The organism is Halopiger thermotolerans (genome assembly GCF_054654555.1).
The window spans coordinates 2,460,786-2,477,348 of record NZ_BAAIEU010000004.1 but is presented as its reverse complement, the minus strand read 5'-3'; the positions used below and the strand labels follow the sequence as shown (position 1 = coordinate 2,477,348).

The following is a 16,563-nucleotide window of genomic DNA, read 5'->3' as shown; positions in this document are numbered from 1 at the left end:
TCCGCCTACTCGGTCGCGGTCGGCCATAGGGTTGACGGACCGCACTGGCCGCGCCATCGGTGATAAAGCGACGGGCGCGCTCGGCGGATGGAAACTCGACGGAACCAGCGCGCTACCCCTCGTCCCCGCCGGCGATGTCGGAGGCTGGAGACTCGGCGCCTCGAGCCGACGAGGCTTCGGCAGCCGCGCCGTCGGCCGGGAGCGCCCAGTCGGGCTCGAGCGGCGGCGCTCCGACGGCAGCGATCGCGACCGCGGTGAGTCCGAACACCAAAATGCCGATCCCGCCGACGGGGTTGACGATCAGTTCGGAGCCGCCCTGCGCGAAGACGACCATCGTCGCGGCGAAGGCGTTGAACGTGCCGTGGAAGACCGCCGGCGCCAGGACCGATCGGGCGGCCAGCGTGACGTAGGTGTAGACCGGCGCCATCGCGACGCAGGCGACGGTCATGACGCCGACGCCGATCACCGGGTTGTTCGGGAAGTTGTACCCCTCGATGACGACCGGCGCGTGCCACAGTCCCCAGCAGAGGCCGACGAGGGCCGACGCCCGCCAGAAGCCAAGCGGCGCGAGCGCGGTCTGGAGGACGCCGCGCCAGCCGAACTCCTCGCCAAAGGCGAAGACGGCGTTGATCGTCGCGCCGGTGACGACCGCGACGACGATCGTGAGCAGGAGGTTTAGCGGCCAGCCGGGAAGCGACGGGCCGGCGTCCGCCGTCTCCGGCTGTTCGAACGACGACCCCGCGCCGGTGAGCGGATTCGCGTCGGGAACGAACTCGGTCCCCGGCAGGGCCACCGCGAGGGCGGTGCCGACCAGTACGAGCACGAGCGGGACGACCGCGGCGACCGCGAGCCAGCGGAGCCGTCCGCGCGGCAGTCGCAGTCCCGCGCGCTCGAACGACAGCGCGCCGGAGACGCAGGTCACGATACCGGCCAGCAGCGGCGTGAACATGTACGCGGGCGCGAGGAGAATCATGCTCACGCCGGTGAGCCGCGAGACGAGCACGAACCCGCTCGCGAGCGCAGCGAGCGCGACGAGGTAGACGACGAGCGGCCGACGGTCGATCGCTGCGGAAGCCATTCGTACTCGTGATGACGTGTCGTTCCACCATCAATACTGCGGCGACGAGAGCGACCGAACACCGCCGGCTCGAGGCGGCAATACGGAGGCGACACTACGACGCCGCTCAAGGCGATAGCGGGCGCCGCTCGAGCCGAACAGAAGCGGACTCTCGAGGCGGCTGGCGCGCCGAATCGGGTAGCCACTGCCGGCGCGTCCCTTATAAGTCCAAGGCCCCAACGATGGGTGTGAACGTTCCCGAATCACTCCGAAACGCCGACCGCCACGGTGCGATCGTCCGTACCGTCGAGTACGACGACACGAGCGTCATCGCGGTGGATTTCGGAAGCGAAGCCGGCGACGTCTCGATTGACATCGTCGGTGACACGGCAATCATCGTGACCGACGGCGAGCAGTTCGAGTTCGAACTCCCGCCGGAAGCGAGCGACGTCTCAGCGAACAACGGCGTCCTGACGATCACGGAGTAACCCTCGTTCGTCCGATTCCGACGGCACCTCGTTTTCGACCGCAGTTCGCGACGACGCGATAGCGCGCCGATCGAAACGCAACCCATTCCCGTTCCGGGCGGCTACGGGAGGTATGAGCGATTCGTTCGACGTCGACGTCGACCAGTGGCGCGACGAACTCGAGTCGAAACGCGCCGAGAAGGACGAGTTCTTCGCCGAGCACCCGCAATCGCCGATTCCGCCCGAGCAGCGGGACGACTTCGACGGCCTCGACTACTTCGAGCCGGCCCCCGAGTACCGCGTCACCGCGACCGCGACGGTCCACGACGACCCCGAGGTCGTCCGGATGGACACCACCGCCGGCCGCGAGATGCGCTACCTCCGCGTGGCGACCCTCGAGTTCGACCTCGAGCGCGACGACGAGGAGCTCGAAGACGGCACCTACGAGCTGGCGGCCTACCGGCTCGAAAGTCCGAACGAGGAGCAGCTGTTCATCCCGTTCCGGGACAAGACGACCGGCCAGCAGACCTACGAGGGCGGCCGGTACATGGAGCTGGCGCCGGACCGGGATCTCGAGACGGGCGACGAGATCGTCCTCGATTTCAACCTCGCGTACACGCCCTTCTGCGCCTACAGCGAGACCTTCGACTGCCCGCTGCCGCCCGAGGAGAACTGGCTCGAGGTGGCGATTCCGGCGGGCGAACGGTTCGAGTAGGGATCGGACGACGGCCTCGCCCCGACCGGCCCGGACCGTTTCGAGTCGAGCGGACAGCCGAAAACCGGCCGACGACGCGGGGGCTCGAGTCGAAGCGAAGGGGTTGGAGTCGGCGCCTCGCTCGAGTCGAAATCGAGGTGTCGCGGGGGCCGACGCTGGGCAGATCGCAGTCAGGGCGCGACGCCGACGGTCAGCAGCGTCCCGTACTCGCGGTAGCGCTCGACCATCTCCTCGCGGGTGTCCCAGTCCTCCGTCGGGAACTCGGCCTCGCTGGGGATCGTGATCTCGCGGTCGGGGATGTTGTCCTGCTCGGCGACGTGGAGCCCCGCGTCGCGGAAGGCCTCGCGGTACTGCTCGCGATCCCAGCGGGTCATCTCGACGGAGATCATCTCCTGCCACTCGTGGGAGTGGACGTTTTCCTCGTAATAGTTGACGGCGCAGTAGAAGGTGCCGCCGGGACGGAGGATCCGGGCGATCTCCCGGAGCGTCTGGTGCGGATCGGCGGCGTAGTAGAACGCCTCCATGCTCCAGACGTGGTCGATCGAGTCGTCCGCGAAGGGCAGCGAGTCGAAGTCGCCGACGACGTAGCCGACCTCGGGATCGTCGGTGTAGCCGGCGGCGTTGCGCGCCATCTCCGGCGAGCCGTCGAGACCGTAAACTCGACCCGCGTCCTTGTTGTCCCGCAGGGCCCGGCCGGCGTACCCGCTGCCACAGCCGAGATCAAGCACGGTGTCGCCGGGTTCGATCGGCATCCGGGCGAGCGCGTGTTTGGCAGTGTGCCAGTGGCGCTCCTCCATCCCGCGGTCGCGGCCGCTCGTTGCCCAGTCGTCGAACTCCTCGCGTACGCTCATACGCGACGGTCCGTCTCCGCGGCCAAAACCCGTTCGGCTTTCGACGCCGACGCGGGCGGCTCGAGTCGAAACGGCGGGGGCGGCAGGGGAGGGAACCGACGCCGAACGCGGGTGGGGCGTCACCGCCCGTCGGTCGCCACCGCGCCACCCGGCAGCACCCCCGAAACGACCGACAGGTTCTTTAGGGTGGCCTAAAAATAGATGGGTGGAGAGGTTGCGGTCGACCGACACACCGTGGGCATCGGCTCTCGGTCGAACGGACAGCACTCGCTGCCTCGACCTCTCGTCCCCTTGCTTCCGAAGTCGCGTCCGCGAGTCGTGCGACCGTGACGGGTTCGCGGCGAGAAATGGTGACGGTTCTCGCGCCGGTCATCGAGCGCTATCGAACGGACGCCGAACCGGCGCTACCGAACCGACCGGCCCGAGACCGGCGTTCGAACTCCCGAGCGACGCCGCGGACGACACATCCGCACTATTAAGTCGGTCCCGAAAGTTGTTGACTCCAGAATGGAGTACACGCTCGAGATCGACGGGACGCCGGAGACGATTACGGGTGGGACGGGGATCCTCTTGCTCCATCCGAGCACCGGCGAGACGGACCGCATCGACACGGACTTTCTCAAAACCGACACCGACCACTTCCTCGTCGTCTCCACGCGAACCACGGCCCGCGAAGTCAGACAGAAACTCGAGTACTACGACGTCGACGAGGAGTGCGCCGAGATCCTCGATACGCTGTCGATCGAGCGGGGATACTCCCGTCGCAAGAGCGACACCGTCCACTACGTCGCCGCGCCCGACGACATCGACGGTATCGTCGACCAGATCGACGGCTTCCTCGCCGACCACGACGGCAAACTCCGCCTCAGTTTCGACTCCGTCACCGAGCTGGCCTACTACGCCGGCGACGAAGCCGCGATCGAGGCGGTCGAACGGATCCTCGACCTGCTCGAGGAGCACGACGCGGTTGGTCTCTTTCACGTCTCCGAGGAGCCCCACGATCCCGAGATCGTCGACCGGTTCCGCTCGCTGTTCGACGGCGTGATCGATCTGGACGAGGACGGCAGCATCGAGGCCGACTTCTAGGTCCGTCCGCGTTCCGTACCCCGCGGTTCGTTCTCGGCTCTCTCGCAGTTCGGTTCCGGTTCTCAGAGCGGACCGAACGACGACGCCGACCCGAAAAATCTCCCCTCGACTCGAGACGCCGGTCTCGCTCACGCCTCGACGATCTCGAGGTCGCCGCGCATCGTCGGCTGGTGCGGGTCGCAGACGTACGCCGCCATCGCCGGCGTCGCCTCGAACTCCAGCGTCTGAGTCTCGCCCTCCGTCGTCAGCGCGGAAGTCGCGTAGCCGTCCACGACCGCATCGTCCGCGTCGCGGAGTTCGATGTTGTGCCGGAACCCGTCCGCGTTCTCCCACGTGATCGCGTACTCCCGACCGGCGACGAGCACGAGCGTCGGGTTCGACTCGCCCTCGATCATCGCCGGGTCGGCGCCCGTCCAGACCGTGATGTCCGTCTCGAGGCGTATCTCCTCGACCGAGTCCCAGTCGTCCAGAGAGGTCGATTCGTTCGCGTCCTCGGCCCCGGCCGCGTCCTCGTCGGCCGCGAGTTCGGTCTCACCGGCGTCGTCGACCGACTCGTCCCGCTGGCCGAGACAGCCCGCGGCGGTCGCCGCCGCGGCCCCCGCGATCCCGATTACCGTGCGCCGTGGTAACGCATCTCTCCCCCGCATAGCCGGGACTACGTAGCGGCGATAGTAAACGCTGTTCACTGTCCCCGGGACCCCGGAGACGTCACTCCGCGAGCGACTCGAACGTCTTCTCGGCCCACCGGATCGCGTACTCGGGGCCGTGGTCGCGATAGGCGTCCGTATCGAGCGCGGCGAACGGCGCCGGGAGTTCGATCGCGTGTTTGATCGCCGCACACGCGAGTTCCGTCGCGTCCGCGAAGTCCGTCTCGCCGCGGGCGACCGCGCGCGGAAGTTCCGAGACGCGATCCTCGAGGCGCGCGCCCGCGTCCTGCCACGCGTCGGCCAGTTCGGGGTTCTCCTCGTGCCAGTCCGCGAAGACCTCGCGGGTCCGAAGCCCGACCCAACCGTCGAACAGCGCCGCGGCGACCTGGTAGGTCCCGTTCGGGTCGAGTTCGACCGCCCGATCGAGGTCCGGATAGGTATCCTCGAAGAAGCCGATGAAGTGTTCCGGCACCTCGAGGCCCAGTTCGACGAACGCCTCCGCGAGCAGGAAGTTCAAGAACGGCTCGGGCGTCCCCTCGACGCGCGGTTTGACCAGCACGACCGGCGGCTCGGTCTGGCGCGTCCAGACGATGCTCCCGTCGCCCGGCATGCCGATCGTCAGATCCGAGCTCGCGTAGCGAGCCAACAGCTTGGGCGCGTCCTCGGGCAGCCACGACGCGGGATACGTCGCCGGCTCGAGGGCGTCGACGACGAGGCCGAGGTCCTCGGCCAGCGCCGGCGGGAGCGTCTCGAAGTCGCGCTCGCAGTCGAAGACCTTCGTTTCGGGTGCGTGTCGCTCCCGGACCGCCTCGACGGACGCCGAGAGCTCGCGGGCCTCGAACATCGAGATCGGTTCAGGCGAAGAGGGTCTGGACGATCAGCAGGATCGAAAGCAGTGCCGAAACGCCGACCGTGGTGACGACGACCTTGGTTGCAGTGCTCATAGTCGAGAGCTATCACCCGCGTCGCTTAAATCCATCTGTCTCGGCTCAGTTCGCGTCGCCGCGGTGGGCCGTCCCGGCCGTCGGAAAATCGATTCGGTCGCGACTCCGCTTCCGATCGCTACTCGTCGGCCTCGCGCCACGAGTCGGGGACGTCGATCACGTACCGACCGTCCTCCTGCAGTGAGATGATGTACTCCTCGCGGTTGTACAGCTCCATCAGGTTGAGTTCGTACTGCCCGGGACGAACGATCTTAATGCTCTCGAACTGCTTGTTCAGTTCCTCGCGGAGCTCCTCGATCGACGGTTCGTCGCCGGAGGGTTCGCTGACGACCCGTCCGTGAGACGGCGGCCGATCGCCGCCGCTGGGGTCGGCGTCCGCGGCAGCGTCGCCGTCAGCCGATTCGTCGGCGGCGGGTTCGGCCGCCGAGTCGGCGTCGGCGTCGGAAACGGACGTCGACTCTGCGGGCGCGCTCGTCTCGACGGACGCGTCGGGCTCGTCGGTGTCCGCGGTGCCGGTGCCGCCAAAGTCGGAATCGGAGTCGGACGCGACGTCACTCGCGCTCGAGTCGACCGACTGGGATGCGGTCTGATTGCGAAGGTCACTCTGGTCGGTGTGCGAGGGGAGTTCCGTGGAGGAGACGACGTCGCTTCGCGCGTCGGCCTGCGCGGTGTTTTCGGTGTCCGCGAGCGTCGCCGTCGGTTGCCGGCGGTCCGGGGCCGGCTCGGACGCCGTCGATTCGCCGGCCGCGCCGTCCGCCGATCCGGCGTCTCCGTCCCGATCCTCGGGTCGGCGCGCCGTGTCAGGCCACTCTTCGAACGCCTCCGTTTCGTCTGGAGTGTTGCTGTCGGTGCCACCTCGAGCGTCTTCGGTCGCCGTCGCGGGCCACGACCGCTCAGACGATGCCACGTCCGGGTCCGGGTCTGGGTCCGCGTCCGTCTCCGAATCGACGGCCGGAGACGAGCCGGACCCGGACGACGGATCGGACTGAGACGAGGAATCCGACGACATCCAGTCCCGTACCGTCTCCGCGGCGCGCGCCGTGACGCTTTCGTCCTCGTCGGTGTCCGCCTCCGGATCGAGACCGGCGTCGGAAGCGGACTCGGAACGATCCGCGGCGCTCGAGGCCGACCCCGAACCGGCGGCCGCGTCGGCCGGGCCGGCTGCGGCCGATCCGCCTCCGGATCCCGACCCCGGTTCCGATCCCGAGCTCGACGGCGCGAACTGGAACTTGTTCCCGCCGCAGTCGGGACACCCCGACAGCATCTCCTTGGAGCCGTCGGGGAACGTGCGGCCGCAGTTCGTACATTGGTGTGGCATTTTAGTTACGGGATACGAGCGCGCTGATCAGCGTTTCGTCCTTGTGCAGCGTTTCGATCTGGTTCGCCGGTCCGATCACCGTCAGCTTCGCGTCCGACTCGTCGCCGCCCATGATCCGCCCGAGCAGCGAGGAGTCGCGCGTGTCCGACTTCGGATAGGTCTCGATCTCGATCCCGTTGAACTCGTTCGGACTGATCTCGGACATCGTCACCTCGATGAGGCGACTCTCCTCGTCGGGCGTCAACCCCTCCTCGAGGATGACGATGTTGCCGTCGTGGACGCCGTCCAGGATCATCCGGATCTTCTCCATCGTCGCCATCCCCTGCATCCGCTCGCCGCTGATCAGATCGATCTGGACGCCGTCGTCGGGCCCGTCCGCGTCGTCGGTATTAGTTGCTTCCGGCATCGCAACTCACCCGAAGTACTCCGCAATATTGTCGTACACTTCGTCCATGTTGTCGCCTTCCTTCGCCGACAGCGGCACCGTCTTGTGCTGCGGGAAGGCGTCCTCGATGCGCTTGACGCTTGCCTCCTCCAAGTCGATCTTGTTCGCGAAGATGAGAACGGGGAGATCGCGAGACTCGATGATGCCGATCAACATCGTGTTGACCTGCGTGATCGGATCCTCGGCGCTGTCGAGAACGTAGATGACGCCGTCGACGTCCTCGCGAAGCCAGTGCATGGCCTCGGCGACGCCCTCGGTGGCCTCGCGGGAGCGGCGGATCGCGTCGTCCTCGTCCATCTCGTCGGTGAACTCCTCGTAGTCGACTTTCGTCGTCACGCCGGGCGTGTCGACGATGTCGATGGTCACCTTCTTTCCGTCGCGCTCGATCTCGACGTTTTCTTTCCTGCGTGCGCGACGCGTTTCGTGTGGAACGTGACTCTCCGTGCCGACGGCGTCGCCGGTCCAGTCCCGTGCGATTCGGTTCGCGAGCGTCGTCTTGCCGGCGTTCGGCGGACCGTAGATACCGATACGTTTGGGTTCCTGTTCCGAAAACAGGCGGTCCGTAACCCGAGAGATACTATCTTTGAGTTCTGTGAACAGTCCCATCTGTAGGGCCCTCCAGCACCGCGGGGTGCATCTGCGCGTACTACTGACTGAATTCACTTAAGCTTATGTCAGACATATCTATAATCCTACAGTAGAGAGTTATCAGAAAGGATGTGAGAGAGTTCCACTCGAACGGCGGCCACACAATGTGCGATGTCACCACTTACCTCGGCTCGGTCGTTCTCCCCCACCCCTTCGTTTCAACTGGAGATCGACGAAGCGGTGGGGGTCCGGTGTGACTCGAGCGGCTGGACGAACCCCATCCGTCCCGGACGAACCGGACAGAGAGTGCGTCTTCGGAACGAATCAGGCGGAATCGGCGGATCTAGTAACTCGAGCCCGATTTGACGGCAAACCTAGTTAAGTCTAGCAACTAGCTGCAGAGACCCTAGTAAGATCAGATATTTGCTAGTCGTTCGGATACTGTTTCTCCTCTACCGGCCTAAAGCTTCCCCCTCTAGAAAGCCCTCGTCTCACCCCCTCCCCCTCTCTGTGCCGTTCCACCTGAAACGAAGGGGGTGGGGGGCTTCCGACATCGAGCGTCGATTTTCTCAAGCCAATCGTGAGTCGTGTCACCACCCTACAACAACTGTCACCGATTCGGACACTGTCCGATCGGCGTCACGTTCTCCGGCCGATAGATGTCAGCGATCGGTCGAACCTTCGACGAGTATCGCGCTAATCGAGTCGACAGTGCAGTCACGTCAGGAGCGTACTGCGCCGCGTCGATGTCCCGACGCCGCCTCACCGTGGTCTCACCGCAGCGATGCCCTCACTGCGGCACCGGTACGTATCCCGTCTCGATCACCGGCGTGAATCGAAGGGAAGAATTTAATACAACGGTCTCCCTCTGTTTCGTTTGCATCAACTGGACCCGGACCGAGTTACCGGAATAGTAGATGGCTGCCTTTGGCCCGTCTACTCCGCTATATTCCTGATCTCGGGTTCGGATCTCCACCTGAAACAAGGGGGTGACTGTACGACGGATGTCAGATGACGACACCGAATTTACGGGCTCGAACGACGCCGGAGACGACGATACGCACGGGTTCTCGACGGACTTCGGCGATACCGAGCTCGGCGACGAGGAGCCCAAGCAGGGGTTGTTCGACGACCTGTTGAGCGGGGAACCGATCTTCGAGAACAAGGAGGTCCTCCGCCCGTCCTACACGCCCCACGAGCTTCCACACCGGAGCGATCAGATCAACAAGATGGCGACGATCCTCGTCGCCGCGCTCCGCGGCGAAACCCCCTCGAACATTCTCATCTACGGAAAGACCGGAACCGGCAAGACCGCCAGCGCGAAGTTCGTCAGCAAGGAACTCGAGAGCACCTCCCAGAAGTACAGCGTCCCCTGCGACGTCGAGTACATCAACTGCGAGGTGACGGACACGCAGTACCGCGTGCTCGCGCAGCTCGCGAACAAGTTCATCGAGAAGAACGAGGAGCGCATCGACGAGCGGATCGACTCGCTCGAGGAGCTGCTCGAGGCCGTCGAGGAGTACGAGGACGGCGCCAAGCCGTCCGAGACCGACGGCTCGGATCGCTTCGAGTACCCCGACGAGTTTGCCGATCCGTCGACCGAAACCGACGTTTCGACTGGAGCCGATAACTCCGCTACGGCTGGCGGATTTGCACCCGAAACGGAGGGGTATTCAAACGGCGAGACCGAGATCCCCGACGACCCGTCGGCCGGTGACCTGCCGTCGGACCATCCCCTCGCATCCACGCCCTTCGATTCGACGAGCGACGTCGAAGACCGAATCGAGTCCCTCCGAGAGGACAAGGACTCCTTCGAGGACGTGCCGATGACCGGCTGGCCCACGGACCGGGTGTACAACGTCTTCTTCGACGCCGTCGACTACGACGAGCGGGTCGTCGTCATCATGTTAGACGAGATCGACAAACTCGTCGAGAAAAGCGGCGACGACACCCTCTATAACCTCTCGCGGATGAACTCCGAACTCGAGAACTCCCGGGTCTCGATCATCGGCATCTCGAACGACCTCAAGTTCACCGACTTCCTCGACCCCCGCGTCAAGTCCTCGCTGGGCGAGGAGGAGATCGTCTTCCCGCCCTACGACGCGAACCAGTTGCGGGACATCCTCGAGCACCGCTCGGACGTCGCGTTCAAGGACGGCGCGCTCTCCGATGACGTGATTCCCCTCTGCGCCGCCTTCGCGGCCCAGGAGCACGGGGACGCGCGACGCGCGCTCGACCTCCTGCGGACCGCGGGCGAACTCGCTGAGCGCTCGCAGGCCGAGACGATCGTCGAGGAACACGTCCGGCAGGCTCAGGACAAGATCGAACTCGATCGGGTCGTCGAGGTCGTCCGGACCCTCCCCACGCAGTCGAAACTCGTCCTCTTCGCGATCATCTTGCTCGAGAAAAACGGCGTCCACAGCATCAACACGGGCGAGGTGTTCAACATCTACAAGCGCCTCTGCGAGGAGATCGACGCGGACGTGCTCACCCAGCGCCGGGTGACGGACCTGATCAGCGAACTCGACATGCTGGGGATCGTCAACGCCGTCGTCGTCTCGAAGGGCCGCTACGGCCGCACGAAGGAGATCAGCCTCTCGGTGCCGCTCGAGGAGACCGAAGCCGTGCTGCTTTCGGATTCCCGACTGTCCGACATCGACGACATTCAGCCGTTCGTGCAGGCCCGATTCGAGAACTGACCGCTACTTTTCCGTCCGACTCGCGATCGTCGTCCGGCGCACAGATCCAACGAAGGACGGATATACGAGGGTTGTCTTCGCTCGGACATGAACCGACGAGCGGTCCTCGCCGCGACCGGGGCGATCGGCCTCGGCTCGCTTGCCGGCTGTCTGTCCGACGTGATCGGCTCCCAGTCCCACGATTACGAGCGCGGCACCATCGAGGTCGTCGTCAACGGCGACCCGGTCGATCTCGAGGCGCCCCGATTTCAGGCGGAACACGCCGACGAGTCCATCGATTTCCACCTCCACGAGGGCGACGAGTACTGGTACATGGAGGGGGACCGCGTGACGTTCGCGGAGGGGATCGATCTCCTCCCCCACTTCGCCTACGAACGGATGGACGGGAAGCACGTCGTCACCGTCGACGATACGGTCTACGACGGACGCGACGACGGGACCGACATCACGTTCCTCGTCAACGGCGAGGCGGTCGACCCGACCGAGACCGAACTCCACGACGGCGACTCGCTGCGCCTCGAGGTGTCGACCGAAGGCGGCGGCGAAAACGAAAACTAACGACGATTCTTTTCTCCTCGGCTAGCCGGCCGCCGCGTGCTCCGGTTCACCGGTAACCGCGGCTCGTTCTCGCGGATGTGCGGTCCCGCGGTTCGCTTCGGTCGCTAAGACGTCGGCGGCCGGGCCCGTTCCCGTCGCGGTCGCGTCTGCCGTCGGACTCGAGGTCGAGGGGACGCCGGAATCGACGCCGAGATGCGCGGGTGCCGACGTCGACGCCGGATTCAGGGGCGTTCCCGCGTCCCAGACGACGGGTGACGGAACCACGGTCCCGCTGAACAACTGATCGAACGCCAGCCGGATGTGGCCGAGCCACGGGATCCGGAACATCGCCTTCCCGGTGACCCACTCGGGTTTGACGACGGTGCTGACGCCACTCCCGAACTGGTCGTAGCCGCTGTTGGCGTCGCCCTTCGTGATGAAGCCGTCGTGGGGCGCGGGGCAGGTCCGGACCTGCTCGCAGGTCACGCCGCCGACGATGTCCTCGTCGGCCTCGGCGACCCAGTTTTCGCCCTCCTCGACCCAGAAGTGCGCGCGGTGTATCACCGGGACCTCGTACTCGTTCCCGTTCGGTTCGTAGACGATGACGTCGCCGGGTCGGTTGAACTTGTCGTAGCCGCTCTCCTGAGCCCGCTCGAGGGGGACGACGCCGGTGCCCTCGACCGCGGCGTCGCCGGCGAACCGCTCGTTGTCGACGATGAAGATGAGGTCTCCCTTCTGCATGTTCGGAACCATGCTGCCGCTCTCGACGGCGACCAGCGGCGGCCAGATGCCGCTGACCCCGAACAGCAGGAGGCCGATGACGGCGACGATGGCGACGCTGCTTACGACGTCCCGCGCGAGGACGACCGATTCCTCGTCGGTGCGCAGAAACCAGCGGACGATGCCGTCGTCCTCGATGGTGACGTCGGCGCCGGACTCGTCCCCGCCTGCTGTCGGTGCGTCGGGCGACCGACCGTCCCGGTCGCTCGAGCCGCGGCGGGGACCAGCGCCGCCGCCGTCGGTTCGCTCGTCGTCGGAACTACCCGGGTCGGGACCGCTCATTGCCTGGGGTTTCGCCGGGATCGGAAATCAACCTTCTGCTCGAGTCGACTCGTTGAAGGTCGCCCGTCACGGCTCGCGATCGCGACGGATCGGTCGCCACAGTCCGTGACTGTGAGTGACTCGGCCGCCGCGGGGCGTTCCGCTACCCTTTTTGTCCCCGTCACGAATGCGAGGCGTGTGCCGCTCGAGGGCCACGCCCGGATCGTCAGCGAACTCACCAGTCGCGGCTACAACGCCGAGCGCGAGGCGGTCACGCAACTCGCGGCCGCGGACGATCCCGACGCGGTGCTCGAGCACCTCCTCGACGAGATTCCAGACGACGCCCTGGTCGTTCGCAGCGAGCACGTCGAGGCGGCGCTGGACGCGGTTTCGGGTTCAGCACCGTCGAACGAGAGCGGAGGCGAGGCTGCGAACGCTGCCGGACCCGGACCGGAGGCGGCCGCGCCTTCACCGACGGCCGATTCGGCCGACGCTCACGGAGAACCGACCCCCTCCGTTTCAACTGGAACCGACGCACCCGTCTCGGGCGATTCGGCAACCCGGTCTCCAGTTGAAATGGAGGGGTCACAGTCGATCGAGCGGACCGTCGATCCCGATCTGCGATCCCTCGAGATCGAGGGCGACATGACCGGTCAGAGCACCGGCACCGGCGAGTACGAGGACTTCGTTTCCGTTTTCCGGGACCGCCTCGAGCGCCTCGGCTCGAAGCTCCGCGGGCGCGTCAACCACCGGCCGGCCTCGGCCATTCAGGACATGCCCGGCGGCAGCGAGGTCGCGATGGTCGGGCTGGTCAACGACATCCGGTCGACGGCCAGCGGCCACTGGCTGATCGAACTCGAGGACGCCACCGGAACCTTCCCGTGGCTCGTGATGAAGGACCGCGAGTACGTCGACCTGGTCGACGAACTGCTCTGCGACGAGGCGCTGGCGATGGAGGGGACCCTCTCGGACGACTCGGGGATCGCCTTCGTCGACTCGATGTACTTCCCCGACGTGCCCCGGACCTACGAGCCGTCGACGGCCGACCGCCACGTCCAGGCGGCGCTGATCAGCGACGTCCACGTCGGCAGCGAGGAGTTCATGGCCGAGGCCTGGAACCGCTTCGCCGATTGGCTTCACACCGAGCAGGCCCAGCACGTCGAGTATCTCCTGATCGGCGGCGACATGGTCGAGGGCGTCGGCGTCTACCCCGACCAGGACGAGGAACTCGACATCATCGACATCTACGAGCAGTACGAGGCGTTCAGCGAGCACCTGAAGAAGGTGCCCGGCGACCTCGAGATCGTCATGATCCCGGGGAACCACGATGCGGTCCGGCTCGCGGAACCCCAGCCCGGATTCGACGAGGAGCTCCGGGAGATCATGTCGGCCCACGACCCGGAGATCGTGAGCAACCCGTCGACGGTCACCGTCGAGGGCGTCTCCGTGCTGATGTACCACGGCGTCTCGCTGGACGAGGTCATCGCGGAACTCCCCGAGGAGAAGGCCAGCTACGACGAGCCCCACAAGGCGATGTACCAGCTGTTGAAAAAGCGCCACGTCGCGCCGCAGTTTGGGGGCCACACGCGGCTCGCGCCCGAAGAGAAGGACTACCTCGTCATCGACGAGGTCCCCGACATCTTCCACACTGGCCACGTCCACAAGCTCGGCTTCGGCAAGTACCACAACGTGCTCGCGATCAACTCGGGCTGCTGGCAGGCCCAGACCGACTTCCAGAAGAGCGTCAACATCGACCCCGACGCGGGCTACGCGCCGATCGTCGACCTCGACACGCTCGACGTGACGGTCCGGAAGTTCAGCTGATCACCGCGACCCGAGCTCCGCCTCGAACCCGTCCTCGGTGATCGAGACGGTGATCTCGTCGACCGCGAGCCGGTAGCGCTCGCAGTGGTTCCCGTCGCTGCGGATCCGGATCTCCGTCTCGACGAGCCCGGCCTCCTCGAGGCGGTTCAGCCGGCGATAGATCGTCACGCGCGACCCCGGACACGTCGCCGTGAGTTCCTTCGCGGTCGCCGGCCCGTCGACGAGGACTGCCAGGATCTCCTGGGCGTAGTCGTCGCCGAGCAGCGCGAGCGTCGCGTCGAGGTCGACCGTCGATTCGTCCTCCGCACGCCGCTGTTGTCGCTGTGACATATCTACCGATATACGGCGGGTTATATTCAGCTCTATCCAGTTACTACGCTTACAATCGATACTACTATAGTAACCGTACTATGATTACTATCCACAGTGACACGAGAGACGGAACTTCGATCGATCGTGGAAGTACACATCGCGCCGCTCGGCCACGAGTACGATCGAATCAAGGACCCCGTCCTCGAGTACGACGCCGACGTCCTCCACCTGCTGGCCGACGACGACACGACACAGGCGTCCTACCACGATCGACTGGTCGACGAGCTCTCGGCGGAGGGGGTGACCGTCCGCGTCCGCGAGGTCGACTTCGGCGACATGTACGACGTGCTCGGAGAGGTCACGACGATCATCGCGGACTACGAGGACGACATCGTCCGGGTCAACGTCTCGAGCGGCCCGAAGCTGGCCGACATCGGCGCCGCTCTCGCCTGCATGGCGACCGACGCGATCGGCTACTACGTCCACCCGGAATCGCGAGCGCACCCGGTCGCCGAGACTCCCCGAACCGAGGGGATGGCGATGGCTGAACAGCTCCCCTCTTACCCCCTCGAGACGCCCTCGACGGATCAGGTGCGGATCCTGAACTACATCGATACCGCCAACACCGAGGCGTACACGCCGAAAAAGAGCGATCTGATCGAGTTCGCCGAGGAGGAGTCCCTCGAGTTCATGACCAAGTCCGATCCCGCCAACGAGAAGGCGAAGTTCGCCCTGTTGAACAACCGGATCGTCGACCCGCTGCTCGAGGTCGACTACATCGAGGTCGAGGCGGTCGGGCGGACGAAGCAGGTGTCGCTGACCGAGACCGGAGAGAACGCGTTACGGGCGTTTCGCCACAAGCTCTGAAGCGGTCGAGACGCCGGTGCTATCGCTCGTCCTCCGCGACCAGGTGCGTTCGAACGTAGTTCTCGAGTTCGCGCCGCGCCGCGCGGACCGGCTCGTCCGTTTCGGCCGTCACGCGCTGGTTTCGCGCACCGTGGATCGTCGCCACGATGAACGCGGCGGTCCGCTCGGGATCGACGTCGCGGAACACGCCCTCCTCGATCCCGTCGCGGACGACCGCGGCGGTGTGGCTCCGGTAGAACTCGTCGGCCGCGGCGAACTGCTCGCGGTAGGCCTCGTCGTGGGGCGCCTGCCCGCGCAGCGCCTCGATCGCGCCGGCGAAATCGAGGTGGCCCTCGTCGAACGGGTCCGGCAGCGCGTACTCGATGAGCGTCTCGAGGTGGTCGCGGGCGTCGTCGAACTCGTCGTCGATCGGCAGCCCCGCCTCGAACTGCTCGAGCAAGTACTCGAGGAAGGCGACGAGCAGTTCGTCCTTGCTGTCGTAGTGCTGGTAGATCAGCGACTTGCTCTTGGGGAACTCGTCGCCGATGCGCTGAATCGTCAGGTCCGAGTAACCGTGCTTCTGGAGCGCCTCGTAGGTCGCCTGCATCATCTGCGCGTGCGTGTCGTCCGTCCCGTCTGCGGACGCGAAGAGATCCGTGTCACTCATTATGAATGAATATTCATTCAGAATCCATATAGTTTCCTATTTTCTGTCGTCCGCACGGTCCGACCGCTACGGTTCCAGCCGAAACCGGATGGTTTGCGCGCCGTTGAACCGCGGTCCGGTGCCCCGTCGCTCGAAGCCGAGTTCCTCCGCGGCGTCGACGATCGTGTCCGTGTCCGGCGGGGCGAGCACTTCGACGGCCATCGACTCCCGCTCGGCGAACCGCACCGGCTCGGCCAGGAGCCGCTTGCAGGCCTCGTCGGTCCCGTCGAGTTGCGTGACGTGGACGGTGTCCTCGCGGGCGTCGAAGCTGATGAACCCGAGCAGATCCTCGGGATCGGAGCCGTCGTATTGGGAACTCGAGACGTCGGCGTTCGGATCGGTGGTGCCGTCTTCGGCGACGCGGACGGTCCGGTCGTGGACGAGGTTTCGCATCACGTCGGTCGGCGAGTCCGCGATCGCCGCGAGCGCGTCGGCGTCGGCCTCGAGGGCGTCCCGTACGTTCATTACCGTGTGGTATTG

At 65.8% G+C, this 16,563-nt stretch carries 19 protein-coding genes; 7 read left to right on the top strand and 12 right to left on the bottom strand.

Going from position 1 to position 16,563, the window contains the following annotated elements; translation table 11 throughout:
* Nucleotides 1–112: 112 nt before the first annotated feature.
* Entirely contained in the window at nt 113–1,078 is a 966-nt protein-coding gene (locus tag ACYQ26_RS20030; RefSeq protein ID WP_459810640.1) for a CPBP family intramembrane glutamic endopeptidase, read from the bottom strand.
* A gap of 227 nt (nt 1,079–1,305) precedes the next feature.
* Between ACYQ26_RS20030 and ACYQ26_RS20025 the strand changes: the two genes are divergently transcribed.
* Both ACYQ26_RS20025 and ACYQ26_RS20020 read left to right on the top strand, forming a co-directional pair.
* Nucleotides 1,306–1,545: a DUF7127 family protein gene (locus ACYQ26_RS20025; protein WP_459810639.1), complete on the top strand. Its 240-nt coding sequence runs from the start codon at nt 1,306–1,308 to the stop codon at nt 1,543–1,545.
* A gap of 112 nt (nt 1,546–1,657) precedes the next feature.
* On the top strand, nt 1,658–2,239 hold the full coding sequence (locus ACYQ26_RS20020) for a DUF1684 domain-containing protein (RefSeq protein WP_459810638.1): 582 nt from the start codon (nt 1,658–1,660) through the stop codon (nt 2,237–2,239).
* Between the two features lie 170 nt (nt 2,240–2,409).
* Here ACYQ26_RS20020 and ACYQ26_RS20015 read toward each other — a convergent pair whose 3' ends face one another.
* Nucleotides 2,410–3,090 carry a class I SAM-dependent methyltransferase gene (locus tag ACYQ26_RS20015; protein WP_459810637.1) on the bottom strand — a complete coding sequence of 227 codons (681 nt, stop codon included), beginning with the start codon at nt 3,088–3,090 and terminating at the stop codon, nt 2,410–2,412.
* Between the two features lie 507 nt (nt 3,091–3,597).
* On the opposite strand from ACYQ26_RS20015, the gene ACYQ26_RS20010 reads away from it, so the two are divergent.
* Nucleotides 3,598–4,176 (top strand): DUF7090 family protein, encoded by a 579-nt coding sequence (locus ACYQ26_RS20010; RefSeq protein WP_459810636.1) that lies wholly within the window; start codon nt 3,598–3,600, stop codon nt 4,174–4,176.
* Between the two features lie 128 nt (nt 4,177–4,304).
* Here the strand turns inward: ACYQ26_RS20010 and ACYQ26_RS20005 are convergent, their stop codons facing one another.
* The 6 genes from ACYQ26_RS20005 to ACYQ26_RS19980 all read right to left on the bottom strand — a co-directional run bounded on the left by ACYQ26_RS20005 (nt 4,305) and on the right by ACYQ26_RS19980 (nt 8,136).
* On the bottom strand, nt 4,305–4,823 hold the full coding sequence (locus tag ACYQ26_RS20005; RefSeq protein WP_459810635.1) for a cupredoxin domain-containing protein: 519 nt from the start codon (nt 4,821–4,823) through the stop codon (nt 4,305–4,307).
* A gap of 61 nt (nt 4,824–4,884) precedes the next feature.
* Nucleotides 4,885–5,667, bottom strand: coding sequence for a DUF7089 family protein (locus ACYQ26_RS20000; RefSeq protein ID WP_459810634.1), 783 nt, complete (start codon nt 5,665–5,667; stop codon nt 4,885–4,887).
* A 10-nt stretch (nt 5,668–5,677) separates the two neighbouring features.
* On the bottom strand, nt 5,678–5,767 hold the full coding sequence (locus tag ACYQ26_RS19995) for a hypothetical protein (protein WP_459810633.1): 90 nt from the start codon (nt 5,765–5,767) through the stop codon (nt 5,678–5,680).
* Between the two features lie 118 nt (nt 5,768–5,885).
* Nucleotides 5,886–7,085: a Zn-ribbon domain-containing protein gene (locus ACYQ26_RS19990; RefSeq protein WP_459810632.1), complete on the bottom strand. Its 1,200-nt coding sequence runs from the start codon at nt 7,083–7,085 to the stop codon at nt 5,886–5,888.
* Between the two features lies 1 nt (nt 7,086).
* A complete protein-coding gene (locus tag ACYQ26_RS19985; protein WP_459810631.1) occupies nt 7,087–7,491 on the bottom strand; it encodes a DUF2073 domain-containing protein in 405 nt (134 codons plus the stop codon).
* Between the two features lie 6 nt (nt 7,492–7,497).
* Nucleotides 7,498–8,136, bottom strand: coding sequence for an Era-like GTP-binding protein (locus tag ACYQ26_RS19980; RefSeq protein ID WP_459810630.1), 639 nt, complete (start codon nt 8,134–8,136; stop codon nt 7,498–7,500).
* Nucleotides 8,137–9,122: 986 nt separating this feature from the next.
* Here ACYQ26_RS19980 and ACYQ26_RS19975 point away from each other — a divergent pair.
* Together ACYQ26_RS19975 and ACYQ26_RS19970 are read left to right on the top strand one after the other, a co-directional pair.
* A complete protein-coding gene (locus ACYQ26_RS19975) occupies nt 9,123–10,817 on the top strand; it encodes a Cdc6/Cdc18 family protein (RefSeq protein WP_459810629.1) in 1,695 nt (564 codons plus the stop codon).
* Nucleotides 10,818–10,904: 87 nt separating this feature from the next.
* Nucleotides 10,905–11,375, top strand: coding sequence for a hypothetical protein (locus ACYQ26_RS19970; protein WP_459810628.1), 471 nt, complete (start codon nt 10,905–10,907; stop codon nt 11,373–11,375).
* Between the two features lie 21 nt (nt 11,376–11,396).
* On the opposite strand, the gene ACYQ26_RS19965 is transcribed toward ACYQ26_RS19970, so the two are convergent.
* Nucleotides 11,397–12,416: a S24/S26 family peptidase gene (locus tag ACYQ26_RS19965; protein WP_459810627.1), complete on the bottom strand. Its 1,020-nt coding sequence runs from the start codon at nt 12,414–12,416 to the stop codon at nt 11,397–11,399.
* 177 nt (nt 12,417–12,593) lie between these two features.
* Here ACYQ26_RS19965 and ACYQ26_RS19960 point away from each other — a divergent pair, with 177 nt between their 5' ends.
* Nucleotides 12,594–14,219: a DNA-directed DNA polymerase II small subunit gene (locus ACYQ26_RS19960; protein ID WP_459810626.1), complete on the top strand. Its 1,626-nt coding sequence runs from the start codon at nt 12,594–12,596 to the stop codon at nt 14,217–14,219.
* On the opposite strand, the gene ACYQ26_RS19955 is transcribed toward ACYQ26_RS19960, so the two are convergent.
* Nucleotides 14,220–14,549, bottom strand: coding sequence for an ArsR/SmtB family transcription factor (locus ACYQ26_RS19955; protein ID WP_459810625.1), 330 nt, complete (start codon nt 14,547–14,549; stop codon nt 14,220–14,222). It lies immediately after the preceding gene.
* A 96-nt stretch (nt 14,550–14,645) separates the two neighbouring features.
* Between ACYQ26_RS19955 and ACYQ26_RS19950 the strand changes: the two genes are divergently transcribed.
* Nucleotides 14,646–15,398 (top strand): HFX_2341 family transcriptional regulator domain-containing protein, encoded by a 753-nt coding sequence (locus tag ACYQ26_RS19950; protein ID WP_459810624.1) that lies wholly within the window; start codon nt 14,646–14,648, stop codon nt 15,396–15,398.
* A gap of 19 nt (nt 15,399–15,417) precedes the next feature.
* Here the strand turns inward: ACYQ26_RS19950 and ACYQ26_RS19945 are convergent, their stop codons facing one another.
* Entirely contained in the window at nt 15,418–16,044 is a 627-nt protein-coding gene (locus tag ACYQ26_RS19945) for a TetR/AcrR family transcriptional regulator (protein WP_459810623.1), read from the bottom strand.
* 66 nt (nt 16,045–16,110) lie between these two features.
* The gene (locus ACYQ26_RS19940; protein ID WP_459810622.1) at nt 16,111–16,548 is read right to left on the bottom strand and encodes a hypothetical protein; all 438 of its coding nucleotides are present in this window, start codon (nt 16,546–16,548) and stop codon (nt 16,111–16,113) included.
* Between the last annotated feature and the right edge of the window lie 15 nt (nt 16,549–16,563).